General features: G+C 45.9%; 16 protein-coding genes. 14 read left to right on the top strand and 2 right to left on the bottom strand.

Annotated elements, in window-relative coordinates:
• Positions 1-29 precede the first annotated feature (29 nt).
• The 4 genes from ACDZ28_RS06385 to ACDZ28_RS06370 all read left to right on the top strand — a co-directional run bounded on the left by ACDZ28_RS06385 (position 30) and on the right by ACDZ28_RS06370 (position 4,069).
• Positions 30-1,388, top strand: a complete 1,359-nt coding sequence (locus ACDZ28_RS06385) for a spore germination protein (protein ID WP_375104241.1) — start codon at positions 30-32, stop codon at positions 1,386-1,388.
• The gene (locus ACDZ28_RS06380; protein ID WP_076120245.1) at positions 1,388-2,488 is read left to right on the top strand and encodes a GerAB/ArcD/ProY family transporter; all 1,101 of its coding nucleotides are present in this window, start codon (positions 1,388-1,390) and stop codon (positions 2,486-2,488) included. The genes ACDZ28_RS06385 and ACDZ28_RS06380 overlap by 1 nt, the downstream gene beginning before the upstream one ends.
• A complete protein-coding gene (locus ACDZ28_RS06375) occupies positions 2,485-3,582 on the top strand; it encodes a Ger(x)C family spore germination protein (RefSeq protein ID WP_375104240.1) in 1,098 nt (365 codons plus the stop codon). Before ACDZ28_RS06380 ends, ACDZ28_RS06375 begins: the two co-directional genes overlap by 4 nt.
• Positions 3,583-3,673: 91 nt before the next feature.
• Positions 3,674-4,069: a Fur family transcriptional regulator gene (locus ACDZ28_RS06370; RefSeq protein ID WP_042131422.1), complete on the top strand. Its 396-nt coding sequence runs from the start codon at positions 3,674-3,676 to the stop codon at positions 4,067-4,069.
• Positions 4,070-4,188: 119 nt separating this feature from the next.
• Here ACDZ28_RS06370 and ACDZ28_RS06365 read toward each other — a convergent pair whose 3' ends face one another.
• Both ACDZ28_RS06365 and ACDZ28_RS06360 read right to left on the bottom strand, forming a co-directional pair.
• Positions 4,189-4,710, bottom strand: coding sequence for a hypothetical protein (locus tag ACDZ28_RS06365; protein WP_076118976.1), 522 nt, complete (start codon positions 4,708-4,710; stop codon positions 4,189-4,191).
• Positions 4,711-4,713: 3 nt separating this feature from the next.
• Positions 4,714-5,331, bottom strand: coding sequence for a TetR/AcrR family transcriptional regulator (locus tag ACDZ28_RS06360; RefSeq protein WP_375104239.1), 618 nt, complete (start codon positions 5,329-5,331; stop codon positions 4,714-4,716).
• Between the two features lie 297 nt (positions 5,332-5,628).
• On the opposite strand from ACDZ28_RS06360, the gene ACDZ28_RS06355 reads away from it, so the two are divergent.
• The 10 genes from ACDZ28_RS06355 to ACDZ28_RS06310 all read left to right on the top strand — a co-directional run bounded on the left by ACDZ28_RS06355 (position 5,629) and on the right by ACDZ28_RS06310 (position 17,274).
• Positions 5,629-5,910 carry a hypothetical protein gene (locus tag ACDZ28_RS06355; RefSeq protein WP_375104238.1) on the top strand — a complete coding sequence of 94 codons (282 nt, stop codon included), beginning with the start codon at positions 5,629-5,631 and terminating at the stop codon, positions 5,908-5,910.
• Positions 5,907-7,613, top strand: a complete 1,707-nt coding sequence (locus ACDZ28_RS06350) for a methyl-accepting chemotaxis protein (protein WP_375104237.1) — start codon at positions 5,907-5,909, stop codon at positions 7,611-7,613. Before ACDZ28_RS06355 ends, ACDZ28_RS06350 begins: the two co-directional genes overlap by 4 nt.
• Positions 7,614-7,734: 121 nt before the next feature.
• Entirely contained in the window at positions 7,735-8,547 is an 813-nt protein-coding gene (locus ACDZ28_RS06345; protein ID WP_339288416.1) for a uroporphyrinogen-III synthase, read from the top strand.
• 206 nt (positions 8,548-8,753) lie between these two features.
• Positions 8,754-9,392 carry a ThuA domain-containing protein gene (locus tag ACDZ28_RS06340; protein WP_076118984.1) on the top strand — a complete coding sequence of 213 codons (639 nt, stop codon included), beginning with the start codon at positions 8,754-8,756 and terminating at the stop codon, positions 9,390-9,392.
• A gap of 97 nt (positions 9,393-9,489) precedes the next feature.
• Positions 9,490-9,837, top strand: a complete 348-nt coding sequence (locus ACDZ28_RS06335; RefSeq protein ID WP_042131416.1) for a phasin family protein — start codon at positions 9,490-9,492, stop codon at positions 9,835-9,837.
• Positions 9,838-11,505, top strand: a complete 1,668-nt coding sequence (locus tag ACDZ28_RS06330; protein ID WP_076118985.1) for an AarF/ABC1/UbiB kinase family protein — start codon at positions 9,838-9,840, stop codon at positions 11,503-11,505.
• Positions 11,506-11,897: 392 nt separating this feature from the next.
• Positions 11,898-13,709 carry a DEAD/DEAH box helicase gene (locus tag ACDZ28_RS06325; RefSeq protein ID WP_375104236.1) on the top strand — a complete coding sequence of 604 codons (1,812 nt, stop codon included), beginning with the start codon at positions 11,898-11,900 and terminating at the stop codon, positions 13,707-13,709.
• A gap of 197 nt (positions 13,710-13,906) precedes the next feature.
• Entirely contained in the window at positions 13,907-14,770 is an 864-nt protein-coding gene (locus tag ACDZ28_RS06320) for a M15 family metallopeptidase (protein WP_339288414.1), read from the top strand.
• 144 nt (positions 14,771-14,914) lie between these two features.
• Entirely contained in the window at positions 14,915-15,391 is a 477-nt protein-coding gene (locus tag ACDZ28_RS06315) for a glutathione peroxidase (RefSeq protein ID WP_042131412.1), read from the top strand.
• 248 nt (positions 15,392-15,639) lie between these two features.
• Positions 15,640-17,274, top strand: a complete 1,635-nt coding sequence (locus ACDZ28_RS06310; RefSeq protein WP_042131411.1) for a formate--tetrahydrofolate ligase — start codon at positions 15,640-15,642, stop codon at positions 17,272-17,274.
• Positions 17,275-17,324: the final 50 nt, after the last annotated feature.

The following is a 17,324-nucleotide window of genomic DNA, read 5'->3' as shown; positions in this document are numbered from 1 at the left end:
AAGCGCAGGATAAATAGGAGGGATGATCCATGTCAGTTCAACAGGATAAGCAAAATGTTTCTCTGGAATGGATCAAGGGTGAGTTGGACGGATTTGCCGATTTAATTGATAGAACGCTCGTTGCACCATTTGGGCAGATCAACTTAATTTATATTAAAAGCGTTACAGATTCGCAGACGCTCAGTCGCCATGTGATTACGCCGTTCTATGAGATGGGGGATACTAACGCTTACCTTGATTACATTACGACGTATCCGGGGACGGAAGAGGAGACTACGAAGGAAACAGCGATCGAGCTTTTGCTTAGCGGCTATGTTCTTCTTGGTATAAATGATGTGATTTGTCTTTTCGACGCGATGAGTACAGAGAGCAGCGGTGTTAGTGAAACGTCTGCAGAAAGCATTTCACAGGGACCTTCTGATGCACTAACGGAGGATATTGCGGTTAATCTGAACATGATTCGTCGGCGCTATCAATCCACTAATCTCAAAATGGAAACCATGGTCATCGGCGACGTCTCCAAAACAAAAGTGGCCATCCTATACGACATCAGTCGTGTTGATCATAATGTATTAGCGGAATTAAGGGAGAAGATGAATACCCTAAAGGTTGATATTTTACAGGCTACGGGAGAACTTGAGAAGTTTATAAGCAGTGATAAATTGAGAATACTCCCTAAGTCTATTATTACTGAAAGACCTGATAGAGTTGTGTTTAATTTGTCTGAAGGAAAGGTAGCGATACTCCTGGATACAACGGGATATGCGATAGTGCTGCCCTCCATATTTAATGATTTCTTTACATCCATGGATGATAAAATCCAATTTCCTATTGTGGGCCGTTTCTTAAAGCTACTCCGAATTATCGGTGTGTGCATGACGTTATGGCTGCCTGCGATCTATGTAACACTTACCTCTTATAACCCAGAGATTATTCGTGTACAGGTTGCACTACTCATTTCGGGTAGTCGCGCGACCGTGCCTTATCCATCTTTTGTGGAAGTGCTCTTAATGCTGATGATGATGGAATTTCTAACCGAGGCGAGTTTACGTCTGCCCAAAGCGATTGGTCCAACGGCCACGACGGTCGGAGGTCTAATCTTAGGTCAGGCAGCTACGGCGGCAGGGCTTGTAGGTAATATTATGATTATATTGGTCTCTGCCGTTGCGATATCCAATTTTCTGATTCCTCTGAATATGATGAGCTTGTCGATACGCGTGCTGAAGTACGTTTTTCTTATAGCTGCCGCTGTTCTAGGAATGGTTGGAGTAGTGGTCTGTGTTGTGGGATTCGCGATGTATTTATGTAATCAGCGTAGCTTTGGACAACCTTATTTCAGATTGTTTTTTCTTGATAACCTTGGTAAGAAGAAGGGCGGGGAACATTGATGGCCAAAAGCCGTTATTTCTACTGTCTTTTTCTGATGAACAGCCTGATCAACATCATTAATTTTGTTCCTAGGGAACTAATAGACAGACGCTTTGACGGTGCTTTGTTCTCCATACTAATTGCAACGGTCCTTGGCACTTTGTTTGTCTATATATTTACTGTATTGATTGCTAAATTTCCTGGTAAGGGGTTTCCGGAAATATTTAACCCTCTTCTTCCTAAGCTGCTAGTCAAACCCTTACTTGTCTTTTTTGCGGGTTTATGGTGTGTGGCTGGGGGGGTTACCTTGCTTTCCTTTGTAGATATTACACTGAGATATGTCAGTCCGAATTCAAGCCCATATACTGTCGTGATCGGCTTTCTGATATTGGTCTGCATCTGCTGTCGCTTTGATTCACTATCACTTTTGTATGGTCTTGAAATCATTCTTGTCGTTACATTACCGTTAATTATCTATGGCATTGTAAAGGCGCTGACCAATCCAGATTTCAATTGGGATTCTGTTCTGCAGATCACTACATACATCTGGCATAAGCCGGATCTGATGAGTCTTTCGGCAGCTACCTTTTCTTTTAGTGGTTATATTAATCTAGCCATCTTTAATCGGGTATTTCATGGGTTAAAGCTAAAGCATGTCTGGATTTTAGGGGTGGAAGGACTTCTCGTACTTCTCGTAACCTTTTTGGTCCCTATCGGTTATTTCGGTACTGTTGCGATTGAGAGACATGTATATACGTGGTTCTCGATGGCAGACAGTATCCGGATAGAATCTTTTATCATTGAACGGATGTTGTTTATTTTTTATTTTGCCTATATGACATTATCTCTGGTGAGTGTAATTGTTCATTGGCATGTAGGGTTAGGATTATTGAAAGGTGCTATTTCATCTACGAAAAAAAAATCTCAGAAGGCAGAGCAATGGAAAGAGTGGCTCATCCTGTGCTTATTTAGCGGAGTGGTCCTCTCCTTAATGTGGATGGATCAATATCAGCTCAACTTAATGGGCGCTTGGTTTCTACAAGTCCGCTGGTTTGGTGAGATGTTCTTAATCGCACTGCTGTTTTATTGTTATCGTAAAGTAAGGAGGCAGGGCATGTGAGAAAAGCACTTAGTGCAATAGGAATTGTGTTACTGCTACTCCTTGCCGGCTGTGACTTCAAAGAAATTGATTTAAGGATATTCGTACTGGCGATCGGTGTTGACCCTGGCGAAGAAGAAGGGACCTTCAAGATTAGTTTGAAGCTTGCCATCCCGCAGGGGGAAGTTACCAAGATTGATGAGAAGATGCAGATATTAACCGAAGAGTCCCCAAGTATTTCGGAAGCGCTCCGCAGAATGAAGTCAAAAGTGGAGAAGGAGCTTGATTATTCCCATTGTAAATCGATTATTTTGGGAGAAGGGATCGCACGTAAAGATATTCAGCATGTTATGGATTGGGCCGTGCGGCGCAGAGATGTCCAGCTTATTGTAAATTTTGCAGTCGGGCGTCCGGAGGCACTTCAAGTGCTGCAGGTACGACCCGAATCGGAGCGTATCCCATCGAATTCTCTTATTCTGGCGATGAGTGGTCAGGGAACGGAGTCTCCTTTTATTACTAGTGTGTATTCCTTTCAGCTGATGAGAAATATTTATGAGAAGGGTATTGATCCGATTTTGCCGATTATCGAGGCCAAAGGGAAGAGTGAGTTCTTAATTAATAAAATTGCTCTACTGGATAGCGAGAAAATCAAGATGGTACTTACACCGAACGAAACCCGGCTATACAATTTGCTGTCGCGCTCCAACTTACGGACCAATTTGCCAGCCCATACTGAGGGGGTCATGTATCAGTATTACACAGAGAGATCATCGTCGGACTACAAGATACTAAATACGGAGAGCGGAAAAGCTACTATTCGATACCATATTAAGATTAAAGGGATCCTAGAAGAGAGTAGCAGTCCGGACTTGGTGACACATAGCAAGTTGAAAAAAATTCAGACAGCTGGCGAGAAAGAATTGGAAGATGATATCTCAGCCTTACTGAAAAAAATTCATAAGAGCGGTTTGGATCCTTTTGGGTGGGGACTTCACTATGGAGCTAGGCATTTTAATAATGATACCGAAATGGAAGTGTGGAAGGACCTCTATGCTGGGCTTGATTTTCAGGTCGAGGCTGATGTAAACATCAAATATTCTGGATTGATCAAATAGCTTAGAAAGTAATGAGTGGATAAAAGTGGGATTGACGTACTTACACTCACGATTTATACTTGATCTAAAAACAAGTTAGAGGATGATAGTAATGAAAAGTCTAAATTTGACTTCCCAACGTCAAGCCGTTTACGATATCGTCCTTAATTCACATGACCATCCCACTGCTGCGGAAGTAATGAACCGGCTAGTAGAACAAGGTCATAGCTTAGCATACGGTACTGTATATAACTCTCTTCGTTATCTTTCAGATAAACAAATGATTCGTGAGCTTAAGCTTGGTGAGGCTGCCAGCAGATATGATGCCCGCATGGATGATCATCAGCATATCATTTGCGAGGTTTGCGGTGCGGTTGATGAGGTAATGAACCAAGTTCCACGAGACTGGATGAACACAGTGGCGAAGGATACAGGATATACAATTGGTCATGCTCATGTGGTATTCGGAGGCGTCTGCCCGAACTGCAAGAACAAGAACGTGAACTAAAATAGAAGAGGCTGATTCAAAGGTTTATGACCTAAGAATCAGCCTCTTTTAGTTAATTCTGCTCACGGTGGGTGATTCGTTTTTACCAAAAGTAAAAGTAATTATCTACCTTTCTTAAATCAGCGTCTAAATAGCTTGGTATATTGGGGGGATATTTTTCTAGTAAAAAGAAAAATATTAAGCAGAGCAATGCAACCAAACACCATTCGAATTGGAACTTCGGGAATCCCTAAACCTGTTACAATCCCGTTAATATCTCCACCGCCGCCTATAAAAGAGGATAAAATGGATATGTAAATCGGATCGAGTAACAGAAAACAAGCTGTTATATAATACATCAATATGATAAAACTTTTAGTTCTAAGCTTAAGGATCTGAGGAGTTAGTACGTAAAGAAGATACCCGATTACAATGGTAACAATACTACTGATCCCTGAAAATATCGCAAGCCGATATCCCAATAATTCCCCGTCCGTTGTGACAATTTGAACACCCCATAATCCGACAATACGTATTCTTTCAAATACATCGTAGCAGAGAGCAAGAATCAGATGTGCACCCTCATGAATTACATAATAGACGATAATCGTTATAAATATTGCTGTCCATTTCTTCAAATTAGAATTTGCCCGTTGTTTCATCGTCTACTCCTCCTCCCTTACTCGACTATAAATCTGGAAGAAAACTTTAATATGGCTTTTGACTAATTCTAAAGCTTCGTCCGCCTTTTCTATCTGACCATCATAACGGAACAACAGCAGGAAGATTGGAGAGTAGAAGTGCAATGCCATAATGTCTGAATTGCTTTGGATCAGCGTTCCATCCAATTGCATTTGACGGAACACTTCCGATTGATAGCGTAAGGTCTTATCAATAAACATCTCCCGAAAGAGCTGGCTCATATCTGGATTTCTATATTGCTCGATCGTCATCATTTTACGGAATTGGGACATAATCTCATCATTTAAATAAAAAGAAAAGATGCTACTGTATACCTCCTGTATCTGATCACTCACACTCCAATTAACTTCTACATCATTACCTACATATGATTCCGATAAATTTTTCTGCAACTTCTGAATCCGTTCAGCAGCTACTTGAACTACTGTATCAAAAATATCCTGTTTATTTTTGTAATGCTTGTATAATGCACTTTCACGAATCCCTACAGCCCCAGCAATTTCACGTACAGATACAGAGCCGTATCCACGATTCGAAAATAGCGCTAATGCTTCATATAGAATCTTTTCTTTAGTAGTCATTTAGAAACCCTCTCCCCTTAAAGCAAACTGGTGAACAGTTGTTAACCTAATTATAGTGAACGATCGTTCACCTGTCAAAAATAAAATGCTTCATTTTTCGTACAACTTGACGGTGATTTATTGATTACTTTAAATAATCATTTTTTGTTGCGTTTATATGACAATTCATAAAAATAATGAGAAAAATGAAGAAAGATAGGAGGAAAATCGGTTCCAAAGTAGGATATATAATTATATATTTAGTCTGGTAAATAGGTCCTACTTTAAGACTCGAAGAGAGAGAGCGTGATGACATTTATGAACAAAAAAACAGGTATGAGTATCCGTGCCAAGTTAATTCTTACATACCTATTAGTTCTGCTGTTGCCCAGTATCATTATCGGCTGGCGAACCTATCAATCTGCTAGCCATGAAGTGGAAGATCAACTGGTGAGCAATGCTACCGAAAGTGTTGTAGCAGTAAATGAAATCATCAACTCGAATATTCAATCCAAAATAGATGCTGTTTCTTATTTTGCCGCTGAGTTCACTGATGAAGGGACCAACAGTGAGGTAACTGGGGGGCAGCAGCTTCTATGAAGAACAGATTAAAGGAATACGCTGTGTTACATCCTGATGTGTTAGATATTTATGTTAGTACAAGCAAGGGGCAATCCATCCACGCTTCGGAAGCCAAACTGCCCGAAGGCTACGATCCCAGGCAGGAGAGTGCCTACATTAATTCTCTGAAGCACGGGAATGGTGTTGTGATTTCCCCGGCCTTTCAAACCGTAAATCAAGAAACGGCGATTGCGATCTCAACGGTTCTTAAGAGCGGTAACGGGGTGGTAACCTTGAATCTCAATCTATCTGCCTTAGGCGATTTGACTTCGACTAAGGTTGGCAAGGAAGGATACATTATTATCCTTGATAACAGCAAGAAATATCTTGTTCATCCAACAGAGGCGATTGGACAGGAGTCATCCGATGATTTTATAAAGAGAATGTTTGAGGAAGATCAAGGTACTTTTGATTATGTCTATAAGGGTACACACAAAAAGATGACGTTTATGGTGAATGAGCTTACGGGCTGGAGAATCGGAGGTACGATAAGCATAGATGAAGTGACTTCGGCAACGAGCGGAATTCGCAATACAGCGCTGCTTGTTATCATAGTTTCCGTTTTGCTTGCGCTGATCATGATCTATTTTAATATTCAATCTATTCTGCGGCCGCTCCTCCGGCTGAGGAAAGCAACTGCGGTGATAGCGAAAGGTGATTTGTCCGAAGACATTAGGGGGTTCCGCAAAGATGAAATTGGCATGCTTGCCGAGAACTTTCAATTAATGGTGCTCAGCTTGCGGGAGATGATCATCGGCGTGCAGGAGATGACGAGCAATGTATCCTCTTCAGCCGAAGAACTAACCGCTAGTGCAGAGCAGAATGCCCAAACGATTGAGTCGATGACGATAGCGATCCAGGAGGTAGCATCAGGTACGGAACAGCAGGTGATCAGTGTACGAAAAGGAATGGAAAGTACAGCGGCGACGACAAGCGAAGTGGATCATATTTCCGTATATATGGAGCAGGTGTCTGCGATGATGGACAAGACTTCGCTCTCTGCTTCTGAAGGAAATGATTCGGTCATTAGCGTGGTGGATAAGATCAATGGTATTCATAGAACGGTGGGAGAGCTTGGCAGTGTAATCGACAGGCTTAATGAAAGAACGGATCAAATTGAGGGCATTGTCAGCGTCATCACAGGGATTGCCCGTCAGACCAACCTGTTAGCTCTCAATGCTTCCATTGAGGCGGCCAGAGCTGGAGAGCATGGGCGTGGATTTGCCGTTGTTGCTGCCGAGGTGCGTAAGCTGGCAGAGAAATCAGAGAGATCAGCGCATCTAATTGCAGAGCAGATTATTGCCATTAATAGTGAAATGAAGCTGGTGACCCATACAATGGAGGATACAAAGCAGCGCGTAACCGAAGGAATTGAGGCCGTAGATACTTCTGGACGTTCTTTCTCCCGTATCCGTAGAGCGGTCAAGAGTGCCGCGGAGAAGATTGAATCGATGGGCGGTGCGGTACAGACCTTATTGGTGGAGTCAAATCATATGGAGAAGGCTATTGGAGAGATTCGCGGCATCTCTGAAGAGGCGGCTGTGAATACAGAGACCATCGCAACGGCAGCACAAGAGCAGCTTGCTTCTGTTGAAGAGATGGCGTCTTCGTCTACCGACCTTAGTCGTCTTGCGGAGGAACTGCAAAAGCTTGTGAGTACCTTTAAGATACACTCCTCCTAGCAAAAATATATATTTCAGATAGGATAACGATGGTTTTATCTTCCCTTTTGCAGTCCTTTCCAAGTATACTGATAAACAATAATGTTGGATTAGGCAACGGAGAGAGGAGAGATAATAGTACATGGCAGAGCAACTGAAAGGGTTCACGGTCGCCTTGGCGGGACCGCGTAAATCGGAAGAAATGGCCAAGCTGGTCCAAAATATGGGGGGGACGGCATTATACCGACCTGCCCAAGGTACTGTATTTCTTGATGATGAGGCATTGGAGGAAGGATTGAATTCATGGATCAGCCATCCACCTTACTTGGTGATCCTTACTACAGGCATGGGACTGGACGCTCTCTTCGAAACGGCTGAACGCCTGAACATCGCCGATCGCTTTTTAGAAGTACTTTCTGGTTCTATTATTGCTGCACGGGGTTATAAGACAGTGAATGCTTTGAAAAAAAGAGGGCTTACGCCAGAGTTTCGCGACGACGACGGAAGTACGATCGGACTGATTCGTGGGCTTCAATCCCTGGATTTGCAGGGCAAGGAGGTCGTTCTGCAGCTGCACGGTGATCCAGCTCCTCGTATGCTCGCATGGCTGCAGGAGGCAGGGGCAAATACCCGCCAAGTGCTGCCGTATCGGCATACTCCACCAGAGCCGGGGGAGCTTGACAAGCTGCTTATTGAGATTATAGAAGGCAAGATTGATGCCGTGGCTTTTACGAGTGCGCCGCAGTTTCGTTTTCTCTCTCAATTTGCTCGGGAAAAGGGCAAGCTGGAAGAGATGCTGAAGTCTTTTGAGGATAAGGTACTTGCCGTTTCTGTAGGGCGTATTACCTCTGAAGCCCTTAAGGAAGAGGGCGTACAGCGTATCATTATGCCCGAGCATGAACGGATGGGGAGCATGATTGTAGAGCTGGGCAAATATGTGGCAGCGAATCGCTAGACCATTTTGTGCGGCAGCCTTACAAGATTGGTGTTACCACACAGAAGCATTCCCTCCGGGTTCACTGGGTGGGGATGCTTTTTTTCCCGGAAGATGATGTCTTAAGAGTAGTAAACCTGCCATCTGCATGGACATTCGCAGCAGTTTTCCTTAGAATATAGGCAACATGTGATGAATAATAACAATGAATAAGGAGGAGGATCCCCATGGACAAAAGAAAATGTCTATTACTTGGTGATTACACCCATCCCCGTTTCCATCCACTTCAAGGAGTGGACCAACAAATTAGTGAGATTTTAAATGATTTATTAACCGTTCAGTGTTCGGAGAATAAAAAATTGATGCGCATTGAGCATCTGGCAAGTTATGACTTATGTATAGCCTACAACGAATTGTGGAATGAAACTGTATCGCCTCAGCAAACCGCTGGCTTACTCAGCTATGTGAGCGGTGGTGGAGGACTGATTGTTCTTCATACAGGTGCTTCCTTGACAAAGCGTAACGAGCTGGCTCAGCTGATTGGCGGCCGCTTTAACGGCCACTCCGCTTACGAGCCGATGAATTTCAAGGTGCTGGAGCATGACATTACTGAGGGCGTTGAAGACTTCCAGCTGGATGAAGAGCCATATCATTTTGAATTTGACCCGTTTACGGAGCGGACCATTCTACTTCAGTATGAATCAGAGGATGGATGGTTGCCTGCTGCATGGTGCCACAGCTATGGCTTAGGACGAGTAGTATTTCTTATGCCTGGTCACCATGAGCCATCCTTCCGTCACCCGGCATTACGCAAATTAATCTTGCAGGCGGCTACTTGGGCTGCCCGTATTCCGGTAAATAATTAAGGCGATGTCCCGGCTTTTTGAAATATGCACACAGTGAGGTATACTTTAATCATCAACTCCGTTTGTAATGAAACGGAATCTTTGGGAGGAAAGTACTATGAGTGATTTGTTTAAAAAAGCGATCTCTTTAGGAGTGGGCCTCACCATTGTTAGTAAGGAAAAAGTAGAAAAGGTTGTTGAAGAACTAGTGAAGCGTGGGGAGCTTGCTCCTTCGGAGTCTAAGGCCCTCGTTGATCGGCTGATTGAACGCGGCGAGGAAGAGCGAGGCATGCTCAAGTCTGTTGTACAAGAGCAAGTACAACGCGTGTTGAAGGAAATGAAGGTTCCTGTACAAAGTGATATTGACGAGCTGGAAGGCCGAATTGCTGTATTGGAGCGTCGATTGGCCGAGCTAGAGGGGATTTCCCATCTAGAAGGAACATCGGCGGAAACGCGTACGGACTAAATGGCAGTACGTATTAGACATGCCGGACGATACCGGTCCATAGCCATGGCGCTTATGCACCATGGTTTTGGTTATATGGTGGAGGAGCTGGGGCTCTATCATTTATTATCCCTTCCACGCCGTCTTGTAACACAAGAAGCACATACAAGTCTTACGCTCGGGGAGCGGATTCGGCTAGTACTGGAGGATTTGGGTCCAACCTTTATAAAGCTTGGACAACTTGCCAGTACCCGTTCAGATCTGCTGCCTGATTCTATTATTCAAGAATTGGTAAAACTACAGGATAATGTGCCCCCGTTCCCTGTGGAACGCGTGCGCACGATTGTGGAGCATGAGCTGGATCAACGGATGGATGAAATCTTTAATTCCTTTGAGGATACGCCTCTTGCGGCTGCGTCAATCGGTCAAGTGCATAGAGCTGTTCTTCACAGTGGGCAGGTCGTGGCTGTTAAGGTTCAGCGCCCTGGCATTCTGCGAACGATGAGCAGGGATTTGGAAATTCTCAAAGATCTAAGCGCGCTTGCTGAGAAGCAGTTAGGCTGGGCAAGGCAATATCAGTTATCCCGTATGGTAGAGGAGTTCTCGAAATCGCTTCTTGGCGAGCTGGATTATAGCCAAGAAGGGCGTAATGCAGAGAAAATTGCTCAACAGATGGATTATGATGGAGTGTACATCCCGGATATCTATTGGGATTATACGTCAACGCGGGTACTTACGATGGAATATGTAGTAGGGATTACGCTGAGTCGTCGTGATGAGCTGCTGAGTAACGGAGTTAAGCTTAAGGTTATCGCTCAGCAGCTCGTGGAAATGATGCTAAGACAAATCTTCATTCATGGTTTTTTCCATGCGGATCCTCATCCAGGAAATGTTATACGGATGGCGGATGGGAAGCTGGCTTTGATTGATTTTGGCATGATGGGGCGACTGAACGAAGAAATGAAAGAACAGCTGTCTGCGCTTGTCATCGCACTGATGCGCAAGAATACGGATGCTATGGTCCGGGCAATCCTGCGTCTCGGAGTCATCCCTGAGGATGCTGATCGGGCGGCGCTCCATAATGATATGGATCGACTTCGCGATGAGTATTATGATGTTCCATTCAGTAAGATGAGCATAGGTAAAGCGCTAAATGATCTGTTTGGCATCGCTCGCAAGCATCGATTAATCCTTCCCCCTGATCTAACGATGCTCGGCAAGACGATGCTGACGCTTGAAGGTGTCATTAGCAACTTGGATCCAACGATCAGCATTCTAGAGATGGCAGAGCCTTTTGGACGGGAACTTGTGAAGCAGCGCTTCAGCGGTCCCCGATTGCAGCGCAAGCTCCTCGGAGGCGTAGCTGATTTAACGGAAAGTCTGCTGGAGCTTCCTGGGCAGGCTAAGCAGCTATCTGCTCTAATTACTAAGGGAAAGCTAAAGGTAGAGATTGTGGCACCTGAGCTCGAGCATTTGGAGCGAAAGCTGGACCGGGTCGGGAATCGCTTAGCATTTAGTATTGTGATGCTTGCGTTCAGTATCATCATGGTTGGACTCATTATTGGGACTGCGATGCGCGGTCAGCCTTCAGTGTTATGGAATTTCCCTACAGTGGAGATTGGCGGCGTAGTGGCGCTTCTGATGTTTTTATGGTTGATCTTTGCGATTTTTAAATCGGGAAGGTTCTAACCTGCAACTACAGGATAGAATAATTATTATTCTGCAGTTTCACACAAATGCCGTTCTATCAAGTACAATATAAAGGATAACTTTCTAAGCTTAACTTTACTTCTATTGTATAAAGTGGAATGGAACGCAAATGGAGTGCCGTCTAAACGTCCGGTGGATCGCTGCTGCCCAGAAACCGAACTTTGACCGCACTCTTTTAACGGGTCAAGGGATACATGGGACGGAAGAATGCCGGTGACGGGGTTCTTCCGCTTTTGTTTGAATATAGCTGAATCGGAAGCATACGCCCCCAAAAGGACAGTTGATAGGGGCTGCCTGAATAGGGCTTTGGAAGACGGAAGTTAAGTAAGAGATGTAATCAAAATATAAGAGAAAATAGTGAGGTGGAGAATTTGCCGGGATTTAAAGAATTAGGAGTTTCAGAATTACTGTGTACATTGCTTCAAGGTCAAGGCATCGTAAAGCCTACGCCAGTGCAACAGGAAGCAATACCGCCATTGGTGCAGGGGCTGGATGTAATTGCAAGAGCGAAGACAGGTACAGGGAAGACATTGGCTTTCTTGCTGCCAATTATGGACAAGATCCACACGGAGCGAGCTTATCCGCAGGCGCTAATTATGGCTCCAACACGTGAGTTGGCTTTGCAGATTACAGAAGAGGCACGTAAGCTGGCACGTCATACGGATATCAAAATCTTGGCTGTTTACGGTGGTCAGGATGTTGAGAAGCAGCTGCGTAAGCTGGAAGGCGGAAGACATCTTATTATCGGTACACCGGGCAGATTGCTAGATCATATGCGCCGCGAGACGCTCGATCTTAGTGGTGTTAAGATGCTCGTTCTGGACGAAGCGGATCAAATGCTGCATATGGGATTCTTGGAGGATGTAGAGACCATTATTACGGCTGTTCCTTATCGTCGTCAAACGATGCTGTTCTCTGCGACGATGCCAGATCCAATTAAACGCCTCGCTGCTAATTACATGAAAGAGCCTCTGGATATCATTATTAAGAGTGGTTCTCCGATTCCGCTGGATAATATCAAACAGCAAGTCGTGGAAGTCTCGGATCGTAATAAAGAAGAGGCACTCATAGCATTGATTGAACGAGACCGTCCTTACTTGGCAATTATTTTCTGCCGGACCAAACGTCGGGTGTCCAAGCTGAACGAAGCACTTCAAGCAGCCGGTTATGATTGTGATGAACTGCACGGCGATTTGTCTCAAGGTAAACGTGAAGGTGTAATGAAGAGATTCCGTGATGCGAAGCTGCAGCTTCTTGTAGCCACAGATGTAGCGGCTCGGGGGCTGGATGTCGAAGGTATCACGCATATCTTTAACTATGATATGCCACTTGATGTGGACAGCTATATCCACCGGATCGGCCGGACAGGCCGTGCCGGAGGTAAAGGGCTTGCGATTACGTTCACTTCTCCGCGTGAGCAAGATGGACTAGACATGATCGAGCACGGCATTTCGCAGCGCCTGGATCGTCGCCGTTACGACAAGGATGAATTCGGCGTAGGCGAATTCGTTGCAGTACAAGGCGGCGGACGCCACGGCGGTCGCCAAAGCGGCGGCGCTGAGGCAGCGCGCACGGGCCGCGGACCGAAGACCGGCGGCTCTGGCCGCGGCGGTGCTCCGCGCGGCGAAGGCGGAGCGCGGCAAGGTGGCCGCGGCCGCGGTAAGGAAGCAGGCGGCTGGGGTGCGCCTGCAGAAGGTCGCCGCGGCGGTCGTTCCGATGCGGCGGGTGGCAAGCGCGGAGGCAGCGGCTATGACGCTGCCGCACCTAAGGGCGGCGGCAAGGCTGCCGGCGTAGTGAGAGTAGGCGGCGGCTACGGCGCCTTCGCCTCCAGAGGCGATGCGCCAGCTAGCGGTAACGCAGCAGCGCCTAGCGCCGGTTCGCGCGGTGCGAACCGTAAGGGCGGACCAAGCACAGGCTACAGTGAGAACGTAGCCAGAGGCGCAGACGGCGGTGCCTACGCTGGCGGCACACCACGAGGCGGCTTAGGCAGCGGCTACGGTGCAGGCCCGTCTAGAGGCGGCGGTAAAGGCGGTAAAGGCGGTAAAGGTAGCAAAGGCGGCTACAGCGGTGCCAAAGGTGGCGCTGGTAAAGGCGGGCGCAACAGCGGAAACGCAGGTTCCTCACGCGGTGGACGTGGCAGCTCCGGCGGCTTTAAAAGCGGCGGCAGAGGCACATCCAGATAATGTGAGTGGAATTTCATAACTAAAACTTGTTACCATAGGAAAGTTAGCGGACAAGCTAATTACCTATGGTAACTTTATTTTGTGGGCAGATTTGAGCGATATTTGTCTAAAAAAGAATCTTAGTGTAACATTTTTGATGGAAAGCTTGTCTAATAGATAAATAGAGTGTTTCGACTTCGAGGAGGAAGAACTTGCAGATGTCTAAAAAATTGAAATTAGTGAGCTTGTTAATTGTCGTTATTGCAGTGGGTTGGGGAATCGGGAAGTATACGACAACTTCACCTTCTGCGTCGACCAATAGCGGGTCAAATATAAATGTACAAGATAATCTTCAAGCTAAGCCTGGTGAAGAAGGCAATAGCGCCGAAGGGGGCATAACGGAACCCGTGGTAGCTAATCCATCTAATTCAACAGATCCCTCTGATCCATCCGAATCGGATAATGGCGGCAAGGGAAATAGCACGGATGATTCTTTTAAAGAGCCTGATAGCATAGCTGTGATGGTGAATAAGCAGTATGGACTGCCTGATAACTATAAACCCTCTGATCTTGTCTATCCGGATGTGCGGTTTACGTTTAAAGAGAAAATCGAGAAGCGTATGATGCGTAAGGAAGCTGCCGAAGCATTAGAAAAACTGTTCGCAGGCGCAGAGGAAGACGGGATTTACTTGGCTGGCGTTTCGGCCTACCGCTCTAAGGAGACCCAAACGAGACTGTTCAATCGTTATGTTGAGAAAGATGGAGAGGAACTGGCCCGTACTTACAGTGCCGTGCCTGGCTATAGTGAGCATCAGACAGGGCTTGCTATCGATGTCTCAGGAAGTGACGGCAAATGTGCTGCGGAGAGCTGTTTCGGTGGAACGAAGGAAGCGGAGTGGCTAGCGCAGCATGCAGCGGAATATGGTTATATCATCCGTTTTCCAGAAGGTAAGCAGGACATTACAGGCTATAAATATGAGCCTTGGCATATCCGTTATGTAGGTAAGGATATAGCTACTTATATAGCGGAAAAAGGGATTACGTTGGAAGAATATTATGATGTTGTACCCGTATCCAAGTAACAGAGTTATAGAGAGCAGTCCTAAGAAATACATAGGGCTGCTTTTTTCTTAGTAATTACAGAAAGTGACGATAAGTTGCATTCTATTACAGTTCGGGTAAGATACGTAGTGTAGTCTAAGTACATGGAAGGAAGGGGAATAAGGATGTCGATCTACAATTTTTCCGGCGTTACACCTTCGGGTAAAGAAGTGTCATTTACGGAGTATGAAGGTAAGGTGCTGTTGATTGCCAATACGGCCAGCAAATGCGGACTTACACCGCAGTATGGGGATCTCCAGAAGCTATATGAGCAGTATAGGGATCAGGGACTTGTAGTATTAGGATTCCCCTGCAATCAATTTGCGGGTCAGGAGCCGGGTACAAGTGAAGAGGCAGAAGAATTCTGCCAGATTAATTATGGTGTTACCTTTCCCGTTTTTGCTAAAGTGGATGTGAATGGACCGGAAGCCAGTCCTCTTTTCAATTATTTAAAAGAGCAGCAGCCGGGTACTGGAGACAGCAGCGATATTAGCTGGAATTTCACAAAGTTCCTTATTGATCGTAGCGGTAATGTAGTGGCTCGGGTTGAGCCGAAGGAATCGCCAGAAACGATGACAGAACATATTGAGTCCTTACTGTAGACCGCTTAAGGTCTGATAAATTGTTGTTTTAGAAGTATCCTTTCGAACTCGGTCTTTGGCCGAGTCTCGACGGGATTCTTTTTTACATAGGAATAAGGAAATAGCTGCCTTGAATTTTATTGTGATAAATTATACTTGACGCTTTACAGAGACCATGTATCCTTTGAAGAGAATGTAATGTCTATGCAAAATATGCATAAAGCGTGGATTGCAGCAGGATAATAACGGCAGGAGGGTTTTATACAAGCATGAAGTTAATTACAGAGGTAGCGGCACAAGCGGGAATTGGCGAAGAGCATCTGGAACTATACGGAAAATATAAAAGTAAGCTTTCACCGTCCTTATGGGAGGAAAAGAAGAACAAGCCAGATGGCAAGCTGGTGCTGGTTACTGCGGTTAATCCCACCCCTGCCGGCGAAGGAAAGACCTTAACCACCATAGGGCTGGCACAGGCACTGAACGCAGCAGGTGTAAAGACCGTGGCTGCTTTACGCGAGCCATCCCTCGGACCATGCCTAGGAATGAAGGGTGGTGCCACTGGTGGCGGTAAGTCGCAGATCGTTCCGGCAGATGAGATTAATTTGCACTTTACAGGCGATATTCATGCGGTGACTTCTGCACATAATCTATTGTCTGCGATGATTGACAATCATATCTTCCAAGGCAATGCACTGGGTCTTGATCCACAGCGCATCGTTTGGAAACGTGTGATGGATATGAACGATCGCAGTTTGCGGAATGTCGTGACAGGGCTCGGAGATGGAAATGGAGCCGTACGGGAAAGTGGATTCCAGATTACGACAGCTTCAGAGATTATGGCTGTATTATGCTTATGCGATAATCTGAGCGATCTTAAAAAGCGTCTAAACCGTATTTTGATTGGATATGACCAAGAGGGACAACCTGTAACGGCAGAGCAAATAGGGGCAGTTGAAGCGATGGCAGCCCTGCTGAAGGAAGCAGTTAAACCTAATCTGGTACAGACCTTGGAGGGCACCCCTGTTATTGTACACGGCGGTCCATTTGCAAATATCGCCCATGGCTGCAGCAGTGTTATCGGCACTCGTTACGCACTCAAGCTGGGAGATGTTGTTGTCACGGAAGCAGGCTTTGGAGCGGATCTTGGTGCAGAGAAATTCATGGATATCAAATGCCGGCAAGCCGATCTAACCCCTTCAGCGGCAGTGCTTGTGGTGACGGTGAAATCCTTGAAATATAACGGTGGTGTACCTAAGAATGAGCTTCAAACTGAGAACCGGACGGCGCTGCGATCTGGATTGTCTAATTTGGAGCGGCATGTAGAGAATCTCGGCAAATTTGGGGTACCTGTCCTTGTTGCCATTAATCATTTTGAAGGTGACAGCCCGGGAGAGATTAATGATGTTGTAGAGGCTTGTCGCCGATTGAACGTTCCTGCGGCAATATCCAAGGTGTGGGCAGAAGGTAGTGCAGGCGGACAAGAGTTGGCTTCAGAACTAAAGAAGCTTCTGGAGCATAGCGACACTGGGCGCTTTGCGCCTTTGTATGAGGATGAACTCGACATTCCTTCTAAAATCACTAAGATTGTGCGCGAAATTTACCGTGGTGCTGAGGTTAACTTTTCCCCTGCGGCTAAACGCAGCCTGGCGGTGATCGAGCGCCTTGGGTTAAATGATCTTCAAGTATGTATGGCGAAGACACCGTATTCCTTCTCGGACCAGCCAAGATTGCTTGGCGCGCCTGAAGGGTTCACCGTAGGTATCCGTGATATCACCCTTTCGCTCGGTGCAGGGTTTGCTGTTGTCATTACGGGGAATATCGTTACGATGCCAGGTCTACCGGCTAAACCTGCCGCTGAGGCACTATGGATGGATGAGGACGGCGAAATTCACGGTTTGGTGTAAATTAGGTTTATGATCAGGCTTTTCCCTGTTGGATTAGGGGGAAGCCTTTT

This window comes from Paenibacillus sp. RS8 (assembly GCF_041956825.1).
In the GTDB taxonomy this organism is placed as follows: Bacteria; Bacillota; Bacilli; order Paenibacillales; family Paenibacillaceae; genus Paenibacillus_AQ.
The sequence above is the reverse complement of the archived record's forward strand: the minus strand, read 5'-3'. Positions and strand labels throughout refer to the sequence as shown.